At 49.9% G+C, this 19,526-nt stretch carries 18 protein-coding genes and 2 tRNA genes; 5 read left to right on the plus strand and 15 right to left on the minus strand.

Annotated features, from left to right (window positions below; genetic code table 11):
* Window positions 1–67: 67 nt before the first annotated feature.
* From R3187_RS10110 to dnaQ, 4 genes are all read right to left on the minus strand, one after another.
* Window positions 68–144 (minus strand) — tRNA-Asp (locus R3187_RS10110).
* A gap of 17 nt (window positions 145–161) precedes the next feature.
* Window positions 162–238: transfer RNA gene (locus R3187_RS10115), tRNA-Asp, on the minus strand.
* 108 nt (window positions 239–346) lie between these two features.
* A complete protein-coding gene (locus R3187_RS10120; protein WP_318966794.1) occupies window positions 347–1,786 on the minus strand; it encodes a TIGR03503 family protein in 1,440 nt (479 codons plus the stop codon).
* On the minus strand, window positions 1,774–2,478 hold the full coding sequence (gene dnaQ / locus R3187_RS10125; RefSeq protein ID WP_318966796.1) for a DNA polymerase III subunit epsilon: 705 nt from the start codon (window positions 2,476–2,478) through the stop codon (window positions 1,774–1,776). The genes R3187_RS10120 and dnaQ overlap by 13 nt, the downstream gene beginning before the upstream one ends.
* Before the next feature lie 66 nt (window positions 2,479–2,544).
* Here dnaQ and rnhA point away from each other — a divergent pair, with 66 nt between their 5' ends.
* On the plus strand, window positions 2,545–3,012 hold the full coding sequence (gene rnhA / locus R3187_RS10130; protein ID WP_318966798.1) for a ribonuclease HI: 468 nt from the start codon (window positions 2,545–2,547) through the stop codon (window positions 3,010–3,012).
* A gap of 209 nt (window positions 3,013–3,221) precedes the next feature.
* Here the strand turns inward: rnhA and R3187_RS10135 are convergent, their stop codons facing one another.
* From R3187_RS10135 to R3187_RS10170, 8 genes are all read right to left on the minus strand, one after another.
* Window positions 3,222–3,806 carry a glutathione peroxidase gene (locus R3187_RS10135; protein ID WP_318966800.1) on the minus strand — a complete coding sequence of 195 codons (585 nt, stop codon included), beginning with the start codon at window positions 3,804–3,806 and terminating at the stop codon, window positions 3,222–3,224.
* 90 nt (window positions 3,807–3,896) lie between these two features.
* On the minus strand, window positions 3,897–5,951 hold the full coding sequence (locus tag R3187_RS10140; RefSeq protein WP_318966802.1) for a TonB-dependent receptor: 2,055 nt from the start codon (window positions 5,949–5,951) through the stop codon (window positions 3,897–3,899).
* Window positions 5,948–6,484, minus strand: a complete 537-nt coding sequence (locus tag R3187_RS10145) for a hypothetical protein (protein WP_318966804.1) — start codon at window positions 6,482–6,484, stop codon at window positions 5,948–5,950. Before R3187_RS10145 ends, R3187_RS10140 begins: the two co-directional genes overlap by 4 nt.
* A complete protein-coding gene (locus R3187_RS10150) occupies window positions 6,477–7,553 on the minus strand; it encodes a tetratricopeptide repeat protein (RefSeq protein ID WP_318966806.1) in 1,077 nt (358 codons plus the stop codon). Before R3187_RS10150 ends, R3187_RS10145 begins: the two co-directional genes overlap by 8 nt.
* A gap of 115 nt (window positions 7,554–7,668) precedes the next feature.
* Window positions 7,669–8,160 carry an Ig-like domain-containing protein gene (locus R3187_RS10155; protein WP_318966808.1) on the minus strand — a complete coding sequence of 164 codons (492 nt, stop codon included), beginning with the start codon at window positions 8,158–8,160 and terminating at the stop codon, window positions 7,669–7,671.
* 10 nt (window positions 8,161–8,170) lie between these two features.
* Window positions 8,171–9,766, minus strand: coding sequence for a DUF4331 domain-containing protein (locus R3187_RS10160; RefSeq protein ID WP_318966810.1), 1,596 nt, complete (start codon window positions 9,764–9,766; stop codon window positions 8,171–8,173).
* A 124-nt stretch (window positions 9,767–9,890) separates the two neighbouring features.
* Complete coding sequence (locus tag R3187_RS10165; protein ID WP_318966812.1) at window positions 9,891–10,565, minus strand: anti-sigma factor domain-containing protein; 675 nt, start codon at window positions 10,563–10,565, stop codon at window positions 9,891–9,893.
* Window positions 10,562–11,104, minus strand: a complete 543-nt coding sequence (locus R3187_RS10170; RefSeq protein WP_318966814.1) for a sigma-70 family RNA polymerase sigma factor — start codon at window positions 11,102–11,104, stop codon at window positions 10,562–10,564. Before R3187_RS10170 ends, R3187_RS10165 begins: the two co-directional genes overlap by 4 nt.
* Window positions 11,105–11,236: 132 nt before the next feature.
* On the opposite strand from R3187_RS10170, the gene R3187_RS10175 reads away from it, so the two are divergent.
* From R3187_RS10175 to R3187_RS10185, 3 genes are all read left to right on the plus strand, one after another.
* Window positions 11,237–12,286 carry a glutathione synthetase gene (locus R3187_RS10175; protein ID WP_318966815.1) on the plus strand — a complete coding sequence of 350 codons (1,050 nt, stop codon included), beginning with the start codon at window positions 11,237–11,239 and terminating at the stop codon, window positions 12,284–12,286.
* Between the two features lie 85 nt (window positions 12,287–12,371).
* Window positions 12,372–12,554 carry a PA3496 family putative envelope integrity protein gene (locus R3187_RS10180; protein WP_318966817.1) on the plus strand — a complete coding sequence of 61 codons (183 nt, stop codon included), beginning with the start codon at window positions 12,372–12,374 and terminating at the stop codon, window positions 12,552–12,554.
* A 128-nt stretch (window positions 12,555–12,682) separates the two neighbouring features.
* Entirely contained in the window at window positions 12,683–15,655 is a 2,973-nt protein-coding gene (locus tag R3187_RS10185; protein WP_318966819.1) for an EAL domain-containing protein, read from the plus strand.
* A gap of 70 nt (window positions 15,656–15,725) precedes the next feature.
* Here R3187_RS10185 and folE read toward each other — a convergent pair whose 3' ends face one another.
* Both folE and R3187_RS10195 read right to left on the minus strand, forming a co-directional pair.
* Window positions 15,726–16,370 (minus strand): GTP cyclohydrolase I FolE, encoded by a 645-nt coding sequence (folE, locus tag R3187_RS10190; protein WP_318966820.1) that lies wholly within the window; start codon window positions 16,368–16,370, stop codon window positions 15,726–15,728.
* Between the two features lie 111 nt (window positions 16,371–16,481).
* The gene (locus tag R3187_RS10195) at window positions 16,482–16,835 is read right to left on the minus strand and encodes a DUF2750 domain-containing protein (protein WP_318966822.1); all 354 of its coding nucleotides are present in this window, start codon (window positions 16,833–16,835) and stop codon (window positions 16,482–16,484) included.
* A gap of 157 nt (window positions 16,836–16,992) precedes the next feature.
* Here R3187_RS10195 and ettA point away from each other — a divergent pair, with 157 nt between their 5' ends.
* A complete protein-coding gene (ettA, locus tag R3187_RS10200) occupies window positions 16,993–18,654 on the plus strand; it encodes an energy-dependent translational throttle protein EttA (RefSeq protein WP_318966824.1) in 1,662 nt (553 codons plus the stop codon).
* A 27-nt stretch (window positions 18,655–18,681) separates the two neighbouring features.
* Here the strand turns inward: ettA and R3187_RS10205 are convergent, their stop codons facing one another.
* Window positions 18,682–19,377, minus strand: coding sequence for a substrate-binding periplasmic protein (locus R3187_RS10205; RefSeq protein ID WP_318966826.1), 696 nt, complete (start codon window positions 19,375–19,377; stop codon window positions 18,682–18,684).
* Between the last annotated feature and the right edge of the window lie 149 nt (window positions 19,378–19,526).

Consider the following 19,526-nt stretch of genomic DNA (forward strand, 5'->3'; position numbering starts at 1 on the left):
GGCGTGACAGGCCGGTATTCTAACCGACTGAACTACCGCTCCGGAATCAGAAAGCGTTTTGTTGCTATGGCGGAGCGGACGGGACTCGAACCCGCGACCCCCGGCGTGACAGGCCGGTATTCTAACCGACTGAACTACCGCTCCGAAGAAGCAACAAAAATTGGCGGAGCGGACGGGACTCGAACCCGCGACCCCCGGCGTGACAGGCCGGTATTCTAACCGACTGAACTACCGCTCCGCGCTAATTACACCAGACAATTTCATTTGGGTATCGTCTGGTGCGGCGGGAATGATACGGATAAGGCCAAAGCCCGTCAACTTCTTTTTTGTCGCTTTTGGCTATTCCTTAATCATCCGGCAACGAAAGATCCAGAATATCATCCAGATCGTTGTTTTTTTGTGCTTTTGTCTGCGAAGTCGCATTTTTTGTGGTGTTTGCAGCCCGGTCAGACGGTTTGGCAGTACTTACTGCAACAACCGGCTTTTTCCGCCAAAACAGCAAAGCAGAGGGCCTTTTACCGCTCATAATAAGCCAGATAGCCAGGCTGCCAGTAATCAGAATAAATAAGTTAATGCCAATAACCAGTCCCCACGGAAAGCCAGGCTCAGGTTCAGCTTGCTCAACATTAAGTTCTGCCAGCACTTGCTCCGGCAATTGCTCCAGTTCAGGTGCAGCAAAAGTCTGCTGGTTTACCACAAAACTCAGCTCCGGCATCGTCAGCATAAACTCGCGACCATCCTGCCAGTTGCCAAACACAGCAATATCCAGAATATAACTGCCAAAGCCTTTATTTAACACTGACAGGGTATTGTCCGGGTTGTCTTGCGCATTCAGCGCATACTGGTCAACACTACCATCCGGATATCGCACCCGGCCCTGGATTAGCAGACTCGCCGCTTCCACGCCTGGCTCAGTGATAAGAAATTCTACCTGATGATTGCCGGTTTCGCTGGCGGCCAGCTCAACTTCAGGGTTTATTGGCGCCGGTTTTAAAATAACGGGCTGCTGCTCCAGTTCCCGGGTATAAAGTGCGGTACGGACAATATACTTTGGGGTCCACTCTCCGGCGACGAAATCAAGTTTGAATTCACCGGTAAAAATGCCATCACGGGCCCGTTCATCAAAGCCCCGGCCATCATCGCGAAAGGTGGCTACCTGGATAATTCCACGACCAAAGTTATCGAACTCAGCGTTGTTAGTGCTGATGAAAATTACTTCCAGCGTTAATACTTCCCGAAAATCACGGGCCGTTACCGCTGCCCCGCCGTCTAGCAGCCGGGCAGTGACTTTTACCGTTTCCCCTACCATCAGGTTATCTGGCAACGGGTCTACGTCCAGTTTAATATCGGTCAGCACCATTATCCGGCTTTGCGGCAAAATCCGGCCAATAGCCTGCCATGGCCCTGGCATGGGATTGTTTATTTCAATCAGGTCGTAGCTTGCGGCATCATGCCAGCGTATCTGATTTTCTTCTGCGGTATTAAAATGCAACTTACTGCCATCGGGCCTGACCAGTACCACAGAAGCACTGCCGGGACGACGAAAGATTAACAGCGTTATTGTTTCAACTTCGCTGTCAATGCGAAAGCGGTTGTCAAAAAACGGGATCTGATTTTTAGTGGGTAAATCGCCCAGTAAGGCAAAACCTTCAGCCTCAGCAATGGCCTGCTCTGCTGTCAGCTCCTGCTCTGCTGCTGCACTGTCCTGCCGGGCCTGGCCTATCGCTGGCCAGAGCAACCCGGCTAACAACAGTAACCAGCAGCAATACCCCGTTAGTCTCGCCACAGGCAACTTCCCCCTTTTTTCTGAACCAAATCCAGCCGGCTTTCATGCGCCAACAAGTCATCGGCCGAGGCTTTAATAACCTTTAACTTACTGCTGCGAATAATTGTTGTCTGGTCATTATCGCCGGCTTCACCCTGTTCCTGCTCTGCAGCCAGATTTAAGCTGACCTGACCGCCGGTCATCAGTAAATAGACATCGGCCAGAATTTCCGCATCCAGTAAAGCGCCGTGCAAGGTCCGATGGCTGTTATTGATGTCATAACGACGACACAATGCATCCAGGTTGTTCTTTTGCCCAGGGTGCAATTCGCGCGCTAACTTCAGTGTATCCAGCACGGCGCAGTATTCATGCACCGGCGGTAATACCGGCCGAAGCCGCGCAAACTCATGGTCAATAAACCCCACGTCGAACGCGGCATTATGAATAACCAGCTCAGCCCCCTGAATATAATCAAAAAAACTTTTCGCAATTTCGCGAAATTTTGGCTCATCAGCCAGGCGTTCATTGGTAATACCGTGTACCGCAATGGCTTCGGCTTCAATCTCCCGCTCCGGGTTTATATAGACATGATAGTTATTGCCGGTAAAGCGGCGATTCACCAGTTCGACACAACCAATTTCAATAATGCGGTGGCCTTCACGGGGATTAATGCCTGTGGTTTCGGTATCGAGAATAATTTGTCGCTTTGCCATGATAGATTTCGCTTTTTACTGCAATTACGTTAGATTATACGCCGTTTTACTTCGAGGAAAGGCTTTATGCAGAAAAGTGTTGCGATCTATACCGACGGTTCCTGTCTGGGTAACCCGGGGCCCGGTGGTTATGGCGCTATTTTAGTGTATAACCAGCATCGCAAAGAGCTTAGCGGCGGCTTTCGCCTTACCACCAATAACCGGATGGAACTGCTGGCGGCGATAATCGCCCTGGAAAGTTTAAAATCTGCCTGTCAGGTAGATTTAACCACCGACAGCCAGTATGTTCGGCTGGGCATTATGCAGTGGCTAGCCGGCTGGAAACGCAATAACTGGAAAACCAGCCAGAAACAGCCGGTTAAAAATCAGGATTTATGGCAGCGGTTAGACACTGCCGCGGCAAAACATAACGTAAACTGGCATTGGGTGAAAGGCCATGCCGGCCACCCTGAGAATGAACGTTGTGATGTTCTGGCCCGCAGCGCAGCTGAAGCCAAGCCGACCACAGTCGACCAGGCGTTTGAAGCAAGTTAACAGGCAAAGATTAAACTTGAAAAATACTGTAAAAAAGTTTTGTGACGGGAATTAACCGCAATAAATAATGAGTCAACTGCGGCTAGAACCTCGATTTGGTCATCACAGAGTGTCTGAGTAAGTGCGCAAGCGCGAACGAGTTGCTGTGATGAGCCAAAGCGAGTGTTGTAGCAAAAGCAGTTGACCTGCGCCGAGCTTAATCGCCGCAATTACTCACCAGATTTAACTGTACTTTCACTACTGTTATTCGCAGACAACATCTTTTCCAGTTCAGCAATAAAATCTTTGTCATCCGGTGCAGTGCGGCTACCAAAATGCTTTACCGTTTGTTCATCGGCACTGACCAGGTATTTATTGAAATTCCACGACGGCGTTTCACCTGTTTTAGCAATCAACGCTTTAAATACCGGGTTCGCGTCATCACCCTTTACTTTAGTAGTAGTGAACATCGGAAATTTAACGCCATAAGTCAGGTAACAGACTTCAGCCGTTTTTTCAGCATCGTCATATTCCTGCTTAAAGCTATCTGACGGAAAACCGAGCACTACCAGGCCTTTATCCTGATATTTCTGATATAACGCTTCCAGTCCTTCAAACTGCTTGGTAAAACCACATTTGCTGGCCGTGTTTACCACCAGCACGGTTTTACCCTGATATTGCTCACACAAATCAACCGTTTCGCGGGTGTTAAGTTGCTGCATGGCGTGGCCAAGAATTTCGCCACACTGATTAGCCATCGCTGAGGTTGATATCACTGATGTCGCTAATACCGCGGCGTTTAACCATGTTTTCATTTTTAATCTCCAGTTACGCTGTTGACTTGCACTGTCAGCCTTTACGTTAGCTAAGCTTAAACCGATCTGTCGCTCAGTGATAGCAGCAGACTAAAATTGATAACTTGCCGACATTCTGAAGGTTCTCGGCTCCAGCGGATGAGAATGACGGTCCTCCACTCCCTCTGCCGGTTCTCCCGCCAGGCGCGAGCTGTAAAAATAGTCAATGTCATTCTGGTTACTGTCCGGCATGTTTAATAACTCCAGATTAAACCGCCAGCGCTGCCAGTCATACTGATAGCCGGCATTAACTACGGTAGTCGCTGCCGAGCGCTGCTGATTAAAACTGTCCAGGGTACGTTTACCGAAATGACGCAACCGTAAACTGACTTGCCACGGTTTATCGGCTTTGTAAATCAGCCCCATACTGGCAACCAGCGGTAAAGAGCCGTCGACATAGTCGCCTTCGCCCTCTGCCTGTCCGCTAAAACGCGAGCGGGTGAGTGCCAGCTCAGCATCCAGGCTCCAGTTACTGCCCAGCCAGTAGTAAGCAGCCAGCTCTATGCCGTAACGTTTGCTGGCGCGGTTGGGCTCATTAGTACCGGCATCGCCAACATACAATAGTTCAGAGTCAAGCTGCAGGTACCATAAAGCAACAGAAGCATTAAATGCGGTGTAATCAAAAAAGCGCAGCCCGAGCTCAGCACCATCCGATTTAACCAGTAAATCTACCGGGTCTACGGCTTGCAATGTCAACGGTTCTGCCACCGTGGTAGCACCACGCGCGTCATTGGAATGAAAGCCCTGCCCGGTATTAAAATATGCCTGCCAGTTCGGTGCAAACTGATAGCTGAGCCCGGCCTTAAGTGACACTATATCATCAGCCGCAGTGCCGGAGTTGGCAGTGGTAAGGGCACTGTCCACTGACGCTTCCATATAGTCGTAACGCAGGCCGATATGAGCGGTCCAGTCAGCATTAAGCTGAATATCAGACTGGCTGTAAAGCCCGACAGAACCCTGTTGCACCTTGTCCTGTCGCACTGTATTTAAGCGCTTTCGAGCTCGGGTGTTATACAGCCCTACTTCAGCAATATCATCAAACCTTAGCTGCACACCAACCACATGCTCGACTGCAAACTGGCCGACACGGTGATGCCAGTGATGACTAAGCGCGCCGCCGGCTATACGCCGGTTATCAACCTGCTGAAACTGATCGCCATTTACCGTATCCGCTAAAAAATAGGTAAAGTTGGACCATAAATCCAGATCTGTATCAATTAAATAGGCACTGGCTTGCCAGGCATCACTGAACCAGCCAGCTGACAGACTGTAACGGCTGCTGTTACCGCCGACAGTCGGGTCGAGCGATCCCAGCCGGTCAATCTGGCCAGTTGTTACCGCGCGACCCGGGATCTGATCGGCAGCATTCCAGCTGTTACTATAGGCCATTGCCGTAACCGAAAACTGGCCACTGGCCAGCGGCTGACTAAAGCGGGCCACAGCATTAAATTTATCAACATCCTCGTTAATATCTGTCCAGGGGCCATCATATTGCTGCACCTCGCCGGCCAGCAGCAAGTCACCACTGCCATGGCTGCTGCTGCCTTTTGCCATCAGCCGCTGGTAATTGTTCTGACCTATCGTTAGTTTCACTTCGTCTGTGGTGCGATTTTGCAAACTGAAGCGGGCTGAGCCTGCTGCCGAAAAATCGCCATCATTTGCATGATATGCCCCTTTCTGATATTCAATCTGACTAATCAGCTCCGGCATAATAAAACTTAAGTCGGTATAACCCTGGCCATGACCATGGCTTCTCATATTAAGCGGCATACCATCAATTGCTGTACTGAAGTCGGTGCCATGATCCAGGTTAAACCCCCGCAGAAAATACTGGTTTGCCTTGCCACTGCCACTGTGCTGGGTTACGACCATCCCCGGAATAAACTCCAGCACTTCACCGGGGCGTAGCAACGGCCGGTCGCTAATCTCTGCATTGCCTATTACTCCTTCGGAGGCGGAACTGGCCTGGCCCAGCAAATCGGTCTGCCGGCCCTTAATGATGATTTGCTCCATCATATGCGCGGATAAAGGATCGGCAGCAAGCTTAAGCGGCTGCATGCTTAACGTTAATGCAGCCGCTAACAGACTTAATTGGTAATTTTTCATTGTTGTCCCTGGCTTAACAGCGGTTGCTCAGGATAAGTAATGGCATCTGCGGCCAGCACAGCATTGTCTGAAGCGCCGGCGACTTGCCACGACAACAACAATTTGTGACTGGGCTCGCCGGCAAATAATGCCCGGTATGTCAGCTGCCAGCCAGCTGCATGTTTACAACTGACCACCAGCGGCAGTAACAGGTACGAATCACGATGCAGCCGCTGCAACTGCCAGTCAGCGGCCAGCGCGGCGTTAATCTGACAGGGCTCGCCGGCACTGCTGAAACTGATGTGGTCATTTAAATAGGTATTTAATGCTGGCGCACTGTCTGTAACCTGTTGCCAAGACACCTGATGACTGTTTGCACTGGCTATCAGACCGGCCTGGGCTAAATCATGCAAAGCAACCTTCCAGACTACTGCTGGCTGGCCTGCTACGTCTTTCACATCCATATAGGCGGTGCTGAACTTGTGTGCCAGCACCCCGGGCGCGTTAATACCAATAACGAGCAGGCACATTGCCACCTTAGAACCGTTATTCATTGGGAATTCCTTGCTGATAAGTTAATGCCCGTTTGCTTTGCCGCAATAAGGCAATATCATCAGGCTCTTTCGCGCTTTGATAGTTAAGTTCAGCCCAGTGCAGTGCAGCCTGCGGATCCGGGGCGACTCTCAGAAAATAATGGGCAAGATCTGCAGCGTGATCGGTATCGCCGCGGATCAATCTTAACTGCATGCGCTCTGCCAGCTCAGCGCTGATGCCGGTATCAGCTGCCAGTTGTTGTTCAGCGACAGCCAGCCGTACCAGCAGACTGTCAGCCAAACCAAACTGCTGATGTTTTGGCAGTAACCGCTGATACACCTGATGGTGCTGATTTAGCGCCAGGCTTAAATCAGCCCATTTTAACCACAGGCTGGTTGGTGCTTTGGCCAGTACCGGGGTAAGCCAGGCAGTTGCCGCTTTAATATCGCCGGACTGCTCCGCCTGCTCTGCCAGAATTCCCCTCAGCCACAAGTCAATCTGGGTTGGAATGTTTTGCTGGCGCTGATATAACAGCTGCAGCGCCTGATAACTTTGCTGCCATTGGCCACTTCGCCCTGCCACCTCATAGCTACAGACTGAAAACAGAAATAAATCTCGCTGCCACAAACGGTTACAGGCTTGTTGCGCAGACTGATGCTGCGCAGTCGCCAGATAAATACGGGCGGCCATAAGGCTGGCGGTCAAATGTCCGGGTTGGCGGGAAAATACCGGTTCAAGGCTGGCTAATGCTGCAGCAAACTGATGTTGCTGCTGCAAAATATCTGCCTGCAGCAGCGGGTACTCAATATTGTTATGGTTAGCTTCTGTTACCTGACTAAGCCAATACTGAGCCTGATGAAACCAGGCGTCAAAACCTGGCTGACGTGACCCGGCTAAATACAACGCAGCTAAGTTAAGCGCATCGTTGTCATTAGGTTGTGCCATAGTCCGGGCGGTTAACTGCTGCATCTGGGCAGTTAACGGTAGTGGCGCAGTCAGTGTTATCGTCTGCTGTGCTGACGGCTGAAAACTATCAGCATGGGTTACTGTAGACCCAGCAAAAAATAATAAAAATATTACGTGTTTCATTAGTGCGCCTTTGAATCAATGAGCCTTTAAACTAAGGTGCCTTTAAATCAGGTTGCGTTTAAAAAAGCATGCGTTAATAAAAACCGGGGCGAGTATCCGCCCCGGTTTTTACACCTTACAACCCATCCAGTAAATCGGCATAATCTGCTTGTGCCATCGCATCCATAGTAAATTCACGACCATTTACCGCAAGTGGTGTTGCTGTCGCATCTGCAGCAAAAGCCTGCCGGCTATAACTGAGAAACGACACTACCGCTACCTGAACATCGATACTGACAGTGGCATCGGTAACGTTTTCACCATCGGTAATCTGGACAGTGAAACTGTCATCACCGGTAAACTCACTGGCCGGGGTGTAGACAAACTGACCATCATTTTGCACTGTCACGCTTCCCCGCTCTGCGGCCATTGTTAAACTAAAGCGTAAGCGATCGTTTTCCGGATCAGTGGCCAGCAAAGTATCCGTGATGGCTTCATCCGTTTCCGTAACAAAGCTGCTGCTGACCAGCTGTGGCGGTTCATTTGGCTTATCGCTACTGCTGTTACAGGCGCTAAGTGCGGCAACCGTTGCCAGCATTAATGTGGCTTTTAGTACTATGCTATTCATAACAGCCTCCTTAGTTAGGTGAACCGGCTAACGGCGTTAATAAATACGGGAACTGACTGTCCAGCATTGTTGCATTGACAGGCGCGCCGTCAGTAAAGGGGACATTACCAACCGGTGCATCCTCTGGGGCACACAAACCTAAATTCGTCGGCTCGCCGGCAATCGGTATGTCATGACACAGCGCACCCATCACGACCCGCAGCGCAATATCCACTACATCATCACCCGGACGTCGACCATTCGGAAAGCCTGCGAGATCATCTCCGGCGACACCAAAGGGGGATTGCATCGCAGCAGGCGTTGCAGGAATACCGGTGTTTAAGCGCAGCATTTCGGATGCGGTTACCGTTGCCAACTGATTTACGCCGGGGAAGCCGGTTAAAAATGCCGTGACTAAATCCATCCGCGGAAAATTAGACGGGGCTAAATCTTCTATGCTGGTACCGAGGGTTGCATTCACCGCGTCTTTAAACAGAATATTCAGCAAGGCAGGTAACGTCGGATGAGTAACATAATCAGCAAACTGGCCGTCATCAGCGGGCTTGCTACTGTTAAACTTGTCTTTATCCGCCAGACCAATTACCAGCTCGTTTACCAGCGGGTTACTTAAGCGCGATACCTGCACCAAGGCACCGCCATTCACGTCAGGCCGGCTGAAGGTCGCGTTCGGGTTTAAGATCCGGGCCTGCGGTAAACTGGCCGTGGTCCAGGCACCAATAACGCCGTTGCCAGAACCGGTAACGCAGCTGATTGGTACTTCAATGGCCAGGGTTGTCACGTTTTTGTCTACTAAATCATCGTTAGTACTACTTTGGGTAATACCACCGGGAAAACCGCCAGCATCACCAGCACCGGGTGCACTGTCACCTTCCACCGGCACATAATTAACTAAATCGAAGGTTTCGCCCAGATTAACCACAAACGGGTCTTTGCGCTGGCCGACAAAAATGCGGCTTGCTGCCTCGCACCCTGGCATGCTGACATCATAAACATACTGATCGGCATAAGCCTGATAGGCCGCTTGATCAGTAAAGGTTTTATTACCAACATAGTCATAAGGCTTGGTAAACTGCATCGCTCCGTCAGCCGGCATCAGTGTGCTGACATTAGCGCCGCTTACCAGCTCAACGCTGTAGTTTTCGATAAAATTCAGCGCTGCACTGCTGTCACTGCTGATCCCGCCAACATTTTTCAGCGGTACGCCGACCATCCGCTGATTACCTTCCGGGCCTATCGCCAGTTGTACGCCATTACCTTCATTCGCCAGGCTCTGGCTGAAGCGGAAGTTAAAGCTGATATTGGGCATTGCATCGCCATTATTGTCGATATGGATGCTGTATACAGCAGCCGGGTCAAGCGCGAAATAGTTCGGCCCACCGTAAGCATCCTGAAGCGGAATATAATTGGCGATTAATGTCACATAGCCTTCCCGGCCACTTTCATAACTGTTAAAAACATAAAAATCAGTTGCATCAATGGTTGGCATTCTGGTGATAGCGGGTGCTTCACGATGACTGGATGCCTGTGCATCGCCAACAAAAATGCTGGCACTCAGTGCCGCGGTTATGGCTAAACATAAAGTTGAATATTGCATTGAACGTTGCATAATTTTGATCCCTTTTGATTTACGTTGCCACCAAGTAACGACTCACCCGTGGCACTGGATGCAGCCAGAGAGAAAAAATGCAAAAAAAAACCGCCGAAGCGGTTTTTTACATCTGAAATAGTGCTTATATCGCGATAATCTCGGCGGTAAATAACACGGGTCCGGTTGGCTGGCCGGTGGGCGAGCCGCCCAAAGGCTCAAAGCTGACCGCCAGCGCGGCAATATCAATACCTGAGGCCGCTGACGGCCACTGTACTGTTGTTTCACCCTGCTGCGGTAAAATCCCCAGCGATATCGGAGGCTGGCCATCTGCAGGTAACATCCACAGCTGATAGTCATTGTCAGCGGCCTCTGTTACGGCCGCAGTGGCTTTTAACATCAACTGCTGCTCTTTGCGGGATACCAGCCACAACGCTTTGGCTTCAGCTGTCTGAATAATAGCCACCTCTGTTTTCACCGGTGCTGTCAGCATCGGCTGTAAAAATACCACGGCCAGCATTACGCACGCTGCCGCTGCCAGACTAAGCCACAGCGGCCGGGTATTGCGGTTAATCACCGGCTCTTGTGCCAACCAGCCTAACCGGCGCTGGATCTTTTGCCATACATCTGCCCGCGGCGTGGTAGCAGGTAACGATGCGGCCAAGGGGTTTAAATGTTGCTCCCAGCGCCATACCGTGCTGCGCACCTGGCTGTCGGTGGCTATTAAACGCTGAAATCGCAACCTCGCCTTGCCTTGCATGCCACCCAGCACAAAGTTAACCGCCAGCGCGTCCAGTCTTTGTTGTTGTTGATAATTCATCCTTCAAGACACCTTTTTAACTGGGTTAAACCACGGCGGATCCAGCTTTTCACTGTACCAAGCGGTGAGCCGGTATGCTCGGTAATTTCGTGATGGCTTAAACCGTTTAAATAAGCCAGCTGAATAGATTGACGCTGCTCAGGGCCCAATGCCTCCATACAGTCATCCAACTTAACCTTTTCCCTGGTTAAGCCCAGTACCTCCCCCGGCTTTATTTCTGCCGCCAAATCGTCGGTCACATCAAGATGCTCTGCTTTAATCCGGCGCGACTTCAGTAAATCCAGCGCCCGGTAGCGGGTGATGCTGATCATCCAGGTCATCACTGTGCCTTTATCGGCATGATAATCTGCAGCGTTATGCCAAATTCTGACAAAGGCGTCCTGCAGCACGTCTTCCGCCCAGTCATGGCGGCGCAGTAAATGCAGTGATACTGAAAATAGCTTTCCGGAACAGGCCTGATATAATTTTTCAAAGGCTGAGCGGTTGCCATTGGCAGTGGCATAAAGCCACTCCAGCAGCTGTTGTTGCGATGTTTCCATGTGAAATTCCTTGTTTTTGTTCTTTTCAAGGTACGAAAGAATTCAGTAACTGGATGCAACCAGATTATTCTGCGCTTCCTTTTTTTTGCAGGCCCATTATGCTTAGCACACAAACTATTAAATGAGTAATGCATGCGTATTTGTTTTCTGATGTACCCGTGGGAAAAAGTGATGCCCGATGGCGACAGCACCATCCGGATGATCCATGAGGCAGTAAGCCGCGGCCACAGTGTGGCGATTACCCACGCCAATAACCTGACAGTGCGCGACAGCATTGCAATGGCCTTTTGTAAAGTGGTGGTCAAAGGCCAGAAAATCTCCAGTAATATTGCCAGTTTTTACCAGAAGGTCGAGTTTAACCAACAGAAACTGCCGCTGGCGGCCTTCGATGCTATTTTTGTCCGGTTAAATCCGCCGCTGGATCCGATTGTGCTGAACTTTCTCGATTCAGTGCGTGAAGATACGTTTATTATGAATGATTTGGACGGCATTCGGATTGCCAATAATAAAATGTATACCGCGTCGTTACACGATCCGGCCAACGAATTTATACCGGTGACTCATGTCTCTAAAAATAAAGATTATCTGGCCCGGGTACTGGCCGAATCGGCCAACGATAAAATGATCTTAAAACCGTTAAACGGCTATGGTGGCAAAGGCGTAATCGTGATGGAAAAATCAGCGGTGCAAAGCGCCCGCTCTCTGCTGGATTTTTATATTGGCGATGGCGACAAGGGTAATTACGTTATTTTACAGGAATACGTTGAAGGAGCTGAACAGGGCGATATCCGGATCCTGATGTTGAATGGCAAAGCCATAGGTGCCATGCGGCGCATTCCGCCAGCAGATGATGTCCGCTCGAATGTGCATGCCGGCGGCACCGTCGTTAAACATCTGCTAACCGAGCAGGAGAAAAAACTTTGTGCCCATATCGGCCCGAAATTAGCCCGCGACGGTTTATTTTTTGCCGGCATTGATGTCATCAACGGCAAATTGATTGAAGTGAATGTAATGAGTCCGGGTGGCATTGCCCGGATAAACCGGTTGAACAAAGTTCGCCTTCAGGAAAAGGTTATTGATTTTATTGAAAGTATTGTTTCAAGCAAGCAGACTGTCTCACCTCGTAAGCAAGTGTTTCAACCGTTACTGGCTGCAGCAGAATTACAGATTAACCTTGAGTAAAATTTTTTATCGTTAAATAAAAAATAATTCACTGTTGTATCTGCCGGAATAACGGTAAATAGGCAAAAAAACGGAGGTATTGTCTATGTTGTTAGCTGTTAACCCGGAAATAGAAGAAGACGATCTGGCTACTGACATCGAGCTGCGTAAAGAGGTCAGTAAAGACAGTAAGGCAAAGCAGAAGTACGAAGCACGCCGGCGGATTGACGATTTAATGGAGCAGAAGCGCTTGCGTCAGTTGCTTGATGACTGGGAGCTGGATGACTGACCCCACCCTCTGCTATATTTTTTCTGATCAGCTAAACCGGTAGTTACCAGAATAACTGCCGGTTTCCTACTCTGCTTTGCTACACTATGCAGTCAAACATCTGAATTTCTGAATAACCCTGAAAACTTATGCCGCAACTTGTTAAAAAACAGCGTCGCCTCAGTCTTGTTGTGATGGTGCTGATATTTGGTATTGCACTGGCTGTGTCTCTGAGTCTGGTTAGTTACCTTAAAGATCAACGCCAGCAACAACAACAGCGTCTGGTCAGTGCCCGTGCCAGTGCTTTTGCCCTTGCGGTGCAACATGAGCTGAATTATCAGTTAAGTGCGGCCAACGCTTTAGCTGCTTTTGTGCAGCAACGCAGCGGCGATATCAGTGAATTCGAAGCATTTGCAGCTAAATTGTGGCAGCGCTATCCAAACACCACGGCGTTGTCAGTAGCTCCGGATGGCACCGTTGCTGGTGTGTATCCGCAAAATGGTAACAGTGACTTACTCGGTTATCAGATCATGCACGACCCAGTACAAGCGCTCGCGGCCAGAGCCAGTCTTGCCAGCAGCCAGATCCGCATTACCGGTCCCTATCAGCTGAAACAGGGCGGCCTGGGTATTGTCGGCCGGCTGGCAGTTTATCTGGATCCTGGCCTGCCACAATGGTGGGGCCTGGTAAATGTAACGCTGCGCCTGACGGACTTAAACACACTCGGGCAATTGGATACCATGCAGCAACAGGGGTTACACTTCCGGTTAGCGGCAGTCAATAAACAAAATGAAACTGGCCTGATCCGGCAGTCGGTTGCTGCCGAATTCAGCCAACCGGTTGTCCAGTTAATCGAACTGGGAGATAGCCAATGGCAGTTGCAACTGGTCCCTCAACACGGCTGGGGTGACCGGTTTACCGCATACAGCCAACAGCTACTGGCCGTAGTATTCAGCGCAATGCTGGCCGCACTGGTTACCCAACTGCTACAGACCCGGATGCATAAATTTCAGCTGGAAAGACTTGTTCAGCAACGTACAGCAGCACTGCACACCGAGCTGGAGCGGCAGAAATCCTTTATTGCCGCCTCTGACAGCGGCAGCTGGGAATTTCAGCAACAGCACAATCAATTAACGGCAAACGACGAATATTATGCAATGCTGGGCTATGACAAAAGCCAGTTTACTGACAACCAACCCAATAATCTCAATAGCTGCTGGATCAGCTTATTGCATCCTGCCGATAAAGCTCAGGCCTGCGCGGCGTTGCAACACTATCTGCAGCATAGCGAACCAGAAAGCACCTATGACAACACGTTCCGGATGCGCCATGCTGATGGCAGTTGGCGCTGGATTTTATCGCGGGGTAAAACATTGCTCGATGAGCAGGGACAAAAAACCGCACTAACGGTAGGCATCCATCTGGATATCACTGAACGCAAAGAAGCAGAACTGAAACTGCAGTTACTGGCAAGAATGTTCGAACAGAGCTCTGAAGGCGTGCTGATTACCGATGCCGATAAGAAAATTGTTATGGTTAACCAGGCGTTCACTAAAATCAGTGGCTACAGCGCCAGTGAAGTGCTTGGCCAGAATCCGAGAATATTAGGATCCGGCAGGCAGGACAAAAATTTTTATGATCATATGTGGCAGGCAATTGCCCGGCAAGGTAGCTGGCAGGGCGAAATATGGAACCGGCGCAAAGACGGCAATCCCTACCCCGAGTGGCTGTCTATCAGTCAGATTAAAGATGAGCAAAATCAAGTCAGTCACTATGTTGCGCTATTCAGCGATATCAGTCAGTACAAAGAAGATGAAGCACAGATTAAATTTCTGGCGCACTTTGACCCGCTAACGCAGCTACCTAACCGCAGTCTGCTGCAGGACAGAACCGAGCAGGCCATTTTGCACGCGGAACGCAAGGGGCAACCGCTGGCAATGCTGTTTATGGATCTGGATCGCTTTAAACAAATCAACGAAACGCTGGGCCATGAAACCGGTGATGAACTGCTTGTGCAGGTAGCCCAACGCCTGCGCAAATTGTGCCGGGCAGAGGACACCCTCTGCCGGCTGGGTGGTGACGAATTTGTGCTGGTGTTACCTGACGCTGATGCTAATGGCGCAGCCCATTTAGCTGAGCGCATGTTACCGCTTATTTTGCAGCCTTATTACCTGGCCGAACAGGAACTAACATTATCAGTGTCCATTGGTATCGCGATGTACCCGGAGGACGGTCTGCAGTTTCATCAATTGTACAAGCATGCTGATATTGCAATGTATAAAGCGAAAGAAAGCGGCCGCAACCGCTATTCGTTTTTTACCGCCGATATGCAGCAGTTTCATACCCGCAATTTAATGCTGGAAAATGCACTACGCCGGGCGATTGATCGCAATCAGTTAAGCCTGGTGTATCAGCCGCAATATTCGCTGGTCACAAACCAGCTTATTGGTTTTGAGGCGCTGCTACGCTGGCATCATGAAGATTTCGGCCAGGTCTCGCCGGCAGAGTTTATTCCGCTGGCCGAACGCAACGGCTTAATTGTTGCCATCGGTGAATGGGTTATCATTACGGCTCTGCAGCAACTAAGTTACTGGCATATCGCCGGTTACCGGCAGTTAAATATGGCAATCAATTTATCCAGCGTACAATTTCGCCAGCAAAACCTGCAGCAGTTTGTTAAAAATGCAATCGAATTCAGCGGTGTGCCGGCAGCAAATGTTGAGTTGGAAATCACCGAGAGTGCCATGGCAGAACAACCGGAAAAGGCCGTAGCACTGATTGCCGAGCTAAAAGCCGGGGGGATCAATATTGCGATTGATGATTTTGGTACCGGTTACTCGTCACTTAGCTATCTGAAACGCTTTGCTCTGAACAAACTGAAGATAGATCAATCCTTTATTCGCGACTTATTAACAGACGATCAGGATAAAGCTATCGTAAACGCCATTATCAATATGGCCAGCAACCTGGGACTGAAGACCATCGCGGAGGGTGTTGAAACCCAGGCTCAGCGTGACGTGTTAGTTGCATTGGGTTGCGATGAGATGCAGGGATATTATTACAGCAAACCGCTAAGCGCTAAACTGGCCAGCCAGTTTATTCAGCAGCAGTTGGCAGAATAGTCAGGGTTGCTGTCAGTAAAAAAGGTGCCAAAGCACCTTTTCTAATCTTGTTACCAACCAGCATTATCTGCTAGTAGCGGGCCAGGAATTCGGCACGGGTCCGGCCGTCATCTTTAAAAATGCCGCCAAGGGCTGTGGTCTGGGTTTTGGAATGCATATCCATCACCCCGCGCGATTTTACACAGTAATGCACTGCTTCCATCGTTACAGCAACATCTTTTGATTGCAGCAACGTTTGTAAAGCCAGCAAAATCTGCTGAGTAAGCCGCTCCTGCACCTGCGGGCGCTGGGCAAAAAACCGGACAATCCGGTTTATTTTTGACAACCCAATAATTCTGCCCTGAGGGATGTATGCCACAGTAGCACTGCCGTCGATTGTAACGAAATGGTGTTCACAGGTACTGGTAAAGCTGATGTCTTTTACTTTAACCATTTCCCGCACCTGCATTTTATTTTCAATCAGGGCGATTTTCGGAAAATTGTGATAGTTCAGACCACCAAAAATTTCATCGACATACATTTTCGCAATGCGATGGGGCGTTTCGCTTAAGCTGTCATCGGTTAGATCCAGACCAAGCGTACCGACAACCTCGGTCATTAACTGCGAGATTTTCTGATACTTCTGATCTCTGGACAGACCATTGTCCAACATCGGGGTTTCCAGTCCCTGTGCTTCAAGTGCGCTGCGCACCAACATCGCTTCTTCTGACAACATAGCTTAAATCCAACTAAGGTTAGGTGATGCTTTTACGCCCCGACAAAACCATTAGTTTAGTAATTAACGTAACTTTATAAAAAAAACAGGCAATTAACTCTGCCGGCGGTATTACTGCACTCTTGCCAGAGATTCCAGCAGCTCACGGGGCTCTACTTCGAGGCCATTTAATGACTCGTCCCAGTTAGTACCAATTAATACGCCATCATCGTACATTTCTTTCAACCAGCCTTCGCAAAACACATCCAGCGGAATCGCTTCCGGCTTGTAACCTGCCCATTCATCAGAACAATGCGCCTGAGCGTCAGCTTTGTTTGACCAGAACGGCATCACGTCTGTTTCTTCAAACTCGACAGACTCGACAACCAGTAAGTCTTCGCCATCGGCCAGCGTCCAGACAACGCCATTGGTTTTGGCTTCTTCAACAAATTTCTGATAACTCGGATCGTGTTCAAACTCGGCCATAATTTACCTGCATTCTGGTGGCTAATAATAGCTGCTATTAGAACAGATTTAGCGGGTAAAAAGCCATCATTATCGTTGTGCCAGCCAGTGGCTTTCCCTGATAGCTGAAAATAACGTACAATTTGCGCCATCATTAATAACTGGTAGCAAGAACACTATGGCGCAATATATTTACTCCATGCATCGGGTGTCGAAAGTTGTCCCGCCGAAAAAAACCATCTTAAAAGATATCTCATTGTCGTTTTTCCCCGGCGCCAAGATTGGCGTGCTGGGTTTAAACGGTGCCGGTAAATCAACCCTGTTGCGGATTATGGCGGGCGTTGATACCGAATTCGAAGGTGAAGCCCGGCCACTGGCCGGCACCAAAATTGGCTATCTGCCGCAGGAACCGGTGCTAGATACCAGTAAAACAGTGCGGCAGATTGTCGAAGAAGCCGTCGCTGACGTGAAAGATGCCTTTAGCCGGCTCGATCAGGTTTACGCTGCTTATGCTGAAGAAAACGCCGATTTTGATGCATTGGCCCGCGAACAGGGTGAACTGGAAGCCCTGATCCAGGCAAAAGATGGTCATAACCTGGACAATACCCTGGAGCGGGCTGCAGATGCGCTGCGCCTGCCACCGTGGGACGCCAACATTGGTCATTTATCAGGCGGTGAACGGCGCCGGGTAGCCATCTGTCGGCTGTTGCTGGAGCGGCCCGATATGCTGCTGCTGGATGAGCCGACCAACCACCTGGATGCTGAATCGGTAGCCTGGTTAGAGCGCTTCCTGCACGACTACCCTGGCACCGTGGTTGCCATTACCCACGACCGTTATTTCCTAGATAATGTCGCCGGCTGGATTCTAGAGCTGGACCGTGGCTATGGTATTCCATGGGAAGGCAACTATTCGTCCTGGTTAGAGCAGAAAGATGCCCGCCTGCAGCAGGAAGAGAAAACGGAGAATGCCCGCCAGCGCTCCATTAAACAGGAACTGGAGTGGGTACGCACTAACCCCAAAGGCCGTCATGCTAAAAGCAAAGCGCGGATGGCACGGTTTGAAGAGCTGCAAAGCCAGGAATTTCAGAAACGTAACGAAACTAACGAACTGTTTATTCCACCGGGACCACGGCTGGGCGATAAGGTATTGGAAGTCAGTCATCTGCGTAAATCCTTTGCGGACCGCCTGCTGATTAACGATCTGAGCTTTAGCGTGCCCAAAGGTGCTATTGTCGGCATTATCGGCCCGAATGGTGCCGGTAAATCCACCTTGTTTAAAATGATTACCGGCAGCGAACAGCCTGACAGTGGCAGCATTGAAATTGGTGACACCGTACAGGTAGCCAGCGTTGATCAGTTCCGCGACAGTATGGATCCGAAAAACACCGTCTGGCAGGAAATTTCAAACGGTCAGGATATGCTGCAAATTGGTAATTTCCAGATCCCAAGCCGCGCCTATGTCGGTCGCTTTAATTTTAAAGGCAATGACCAGCAGAAATTTATCGGCGAATTGTCCGGTGGTGAGCGTAACCGGGTGCATCTGGCGGCGCTGCTAAAAGCCGGTGGCAACATGTTGCTACTGGATGAGCCTACTAACGATTTAGACGTGGAGACGCTGCGGGCGCTGGAAAATGCCCTGCTCGACTTCCCCGGTTGTGCCATGGTGATTTCGCATGACCGCTGGTTTCTGGACCGGATAGCAACCCATATTCTGGATTACCGTGACGAAGGCCAGGTGAATTTCTTTGAAGGTAACTATTCAGACTACGAAGCCTGGCTTAAAGCCACTTATGGCGCCGCAGCACTGGAACCACACCGGATAAAATACAAAAAAATATAAGCTGGCTATCAACCGGTTTGCGGTCAGTTAATTAAAATCTGACCGCATCACCTTTTTAAACAGCTCACTGTCAGCGACCTGTTGGTGCGCCTGTTGCAACACATTAACCATTTGGGCTGGCATCGCTTTATTTGCGGCCAGATAAGTCTGTTGTTCAAGCGGTTTTATCGCATACTCAAACTTCACATACTCAGGTTTAATGGCAAAGTGTGCTGCCATTGCCGCCAGCGCCATCGGGTCATCGATAATTAAATCGACTTTGCCATGCAACAGTAGCTGCCAGGATTCTGTGATCTCTGCGGCCAATACCAACTGATCCGGCTGACCAAAGCCATTTTTTCTTAAAAAGGTTTCGGCAACATCATGACGCTGCACAGCAATACTGTATTGCTGTGCATCTTTAAGGGTTTTTATCTGAATATCCTGGCGGTGGGCCAGTTTCACAAAACCAAGCCGGTAGGTGGCTACCGGTCCTATCCACTGAAACAGCGGCTCACGCTCTGTTGTGCGCGCCATATTATAAATAAGCGTATCTGGTTGCTGTAATGCCATCTTATAGGCACGGGCCCAAGGATAGATTTCAATGTTAGCGCTGACACCCGCCTGTTGCAGGATCGCTCTGACCAACCGGGTACTGTAGCCGTCCACTTCACCAGACACCAGGGTCTGGTGTGGCGGTGACAGTTCAGTTACAACCTGCAGCTGACTGACTTGTTGTGCCATGCTTGTGGCGGCAGCCAGTATTATCCCGATACAACCCAGCCATCGACCAACCCTTATCATATTTTGCTCTCTGCTTCATTCCGGCATTTATCCCTCCAGCTGCCGCCAGTTGACAAGCTACAGCTGCCCTGTTGTTATAACGCTACTTT

Source organism: Arsukibacterium sp. (genome assembly GCF_033721375.1).
In the GTDB taxonomy this organism is placed as follows: Bacteria; Pseudomonadota; Gammaproteobacteria; order Enterobacterales; family Alteromonadaceae; genus Alishewanella.

Bases quoted from the DNA above. Each gene is read 5' to 3' on its own strand.
- dnaQ (WP_318966796.1), bottom strand. From the start codon at position 2,478: ATGGCAAAGCGACAAATTATTCTCGATACCGAAACCACAGGCATTAAT.
- rnhA (WP_318966798.1), top strand. From the start codon at position 2,545: ATGCAGAAAAGTGTTGCGATCTATACCGACGGTTCCTGTCTGGGTAAC.
- R3187_RS10135 (WP_318966800.1), bottom strand. From the start codon at position 3,806: ATGAAAACATGGTTAAACGCCGCGGTATTAGCGACATCAGTGATATCA.
- R3187_RS10140 (WP_318966802.1), bottom strand. From the start codon at position 5,951: ATGAAAAATTACCAATTAAGTCTGTTAGCGGCTGCATTAACGTTAAGC.
- R3187_RS10145 (WP_318966804.1), bottom strand. From the start codon at position 6,484: ATGAATAACGGTTCTAAGGTGGCAATGTGCCTGCTCGTTATTGGTATT.
- R3187_RS10150 (WP_318966806.1), bottom strand. From the start codon at position 7,553: ATGAAACACGTAATATTTTTATTATTTTTTGCTGGGTCTACAGTAACC.
- R3187_RS10155 (WP_318966808.1), bottom strand. From the start codon at position 8,160: ATGAATAGCATAGTACTAAAAGCCACATTAATGCTGGCAACGGTTGCC.
- R3187_RS10160 (WP_318966810.1), bottom strand. From the start codon at position 9,766: ATGCAACGTTCAATGCAATATTCAACTTTATGTTTAGCCATAACCGCG.
- R3187_RS10165 (WP_318966812.1), bottom strand. From the start codon at position 10,565: ATGAATTATCAACAACAACAAAGACTGGACGCGCTGGCGGTTAACTTT.
- R3187_RS10170 (WP_318966814.1), bottom strand. From the start codon at position 11,104: ATGGAAACATCGCAACAACAGCTGCTGGAGTGGCTTTATGCCACTGCC.
- R3187_RS10175 (WP_318966815.1), top strand. From the start codon at position 11,237: ATGCGTATTTGTTTTCTGATGTACCCGTGGGAAAAAGTGATGCCCGAT.
- R3187_RS10180 (WP_318966817.1), top strand. From the start codon at position 12,372: ATGTTGTTAGCTGTTAACCCGGAAATAGAAGAAGACGATCTGGCTACT.
- R3187_RS10185 (WP_318966819.1), top strand. From the start codon at position 12,683: ATGCCGCAACTTGTTAAAAAACAGCGTCGCCTCAGTCTTGTTGTGATG.
- folE (WP_318966820.1), bottom strand. From the start codon at position 16,370: ATGTTGTCAGAAGAAGCGATGTTGGTGCGCAGCGCACTTGAAGCACAG.
- R3187_RS10195 (WP_318966822.1), bottom strand. From the start codon at position 16,835: ATGGCCGAGTTTGAACACGATCCGAGTTATCAGAAATTTGTTGAAGAA.
- ettA (WP_318966824.1), top strand. From the start codon at position 16,993: ATGGCGCAATATATTTACTCCATGCATCGGGTGTCGAAAGTTGTCCCG.
- R3187_RS10205 (WP_318966826.1), bottom strand. From the start codon at position 19,377: ATGGCACAACAAGTCAGTCAGCTGCAGGTTGTAACTGAACTGTCACCG.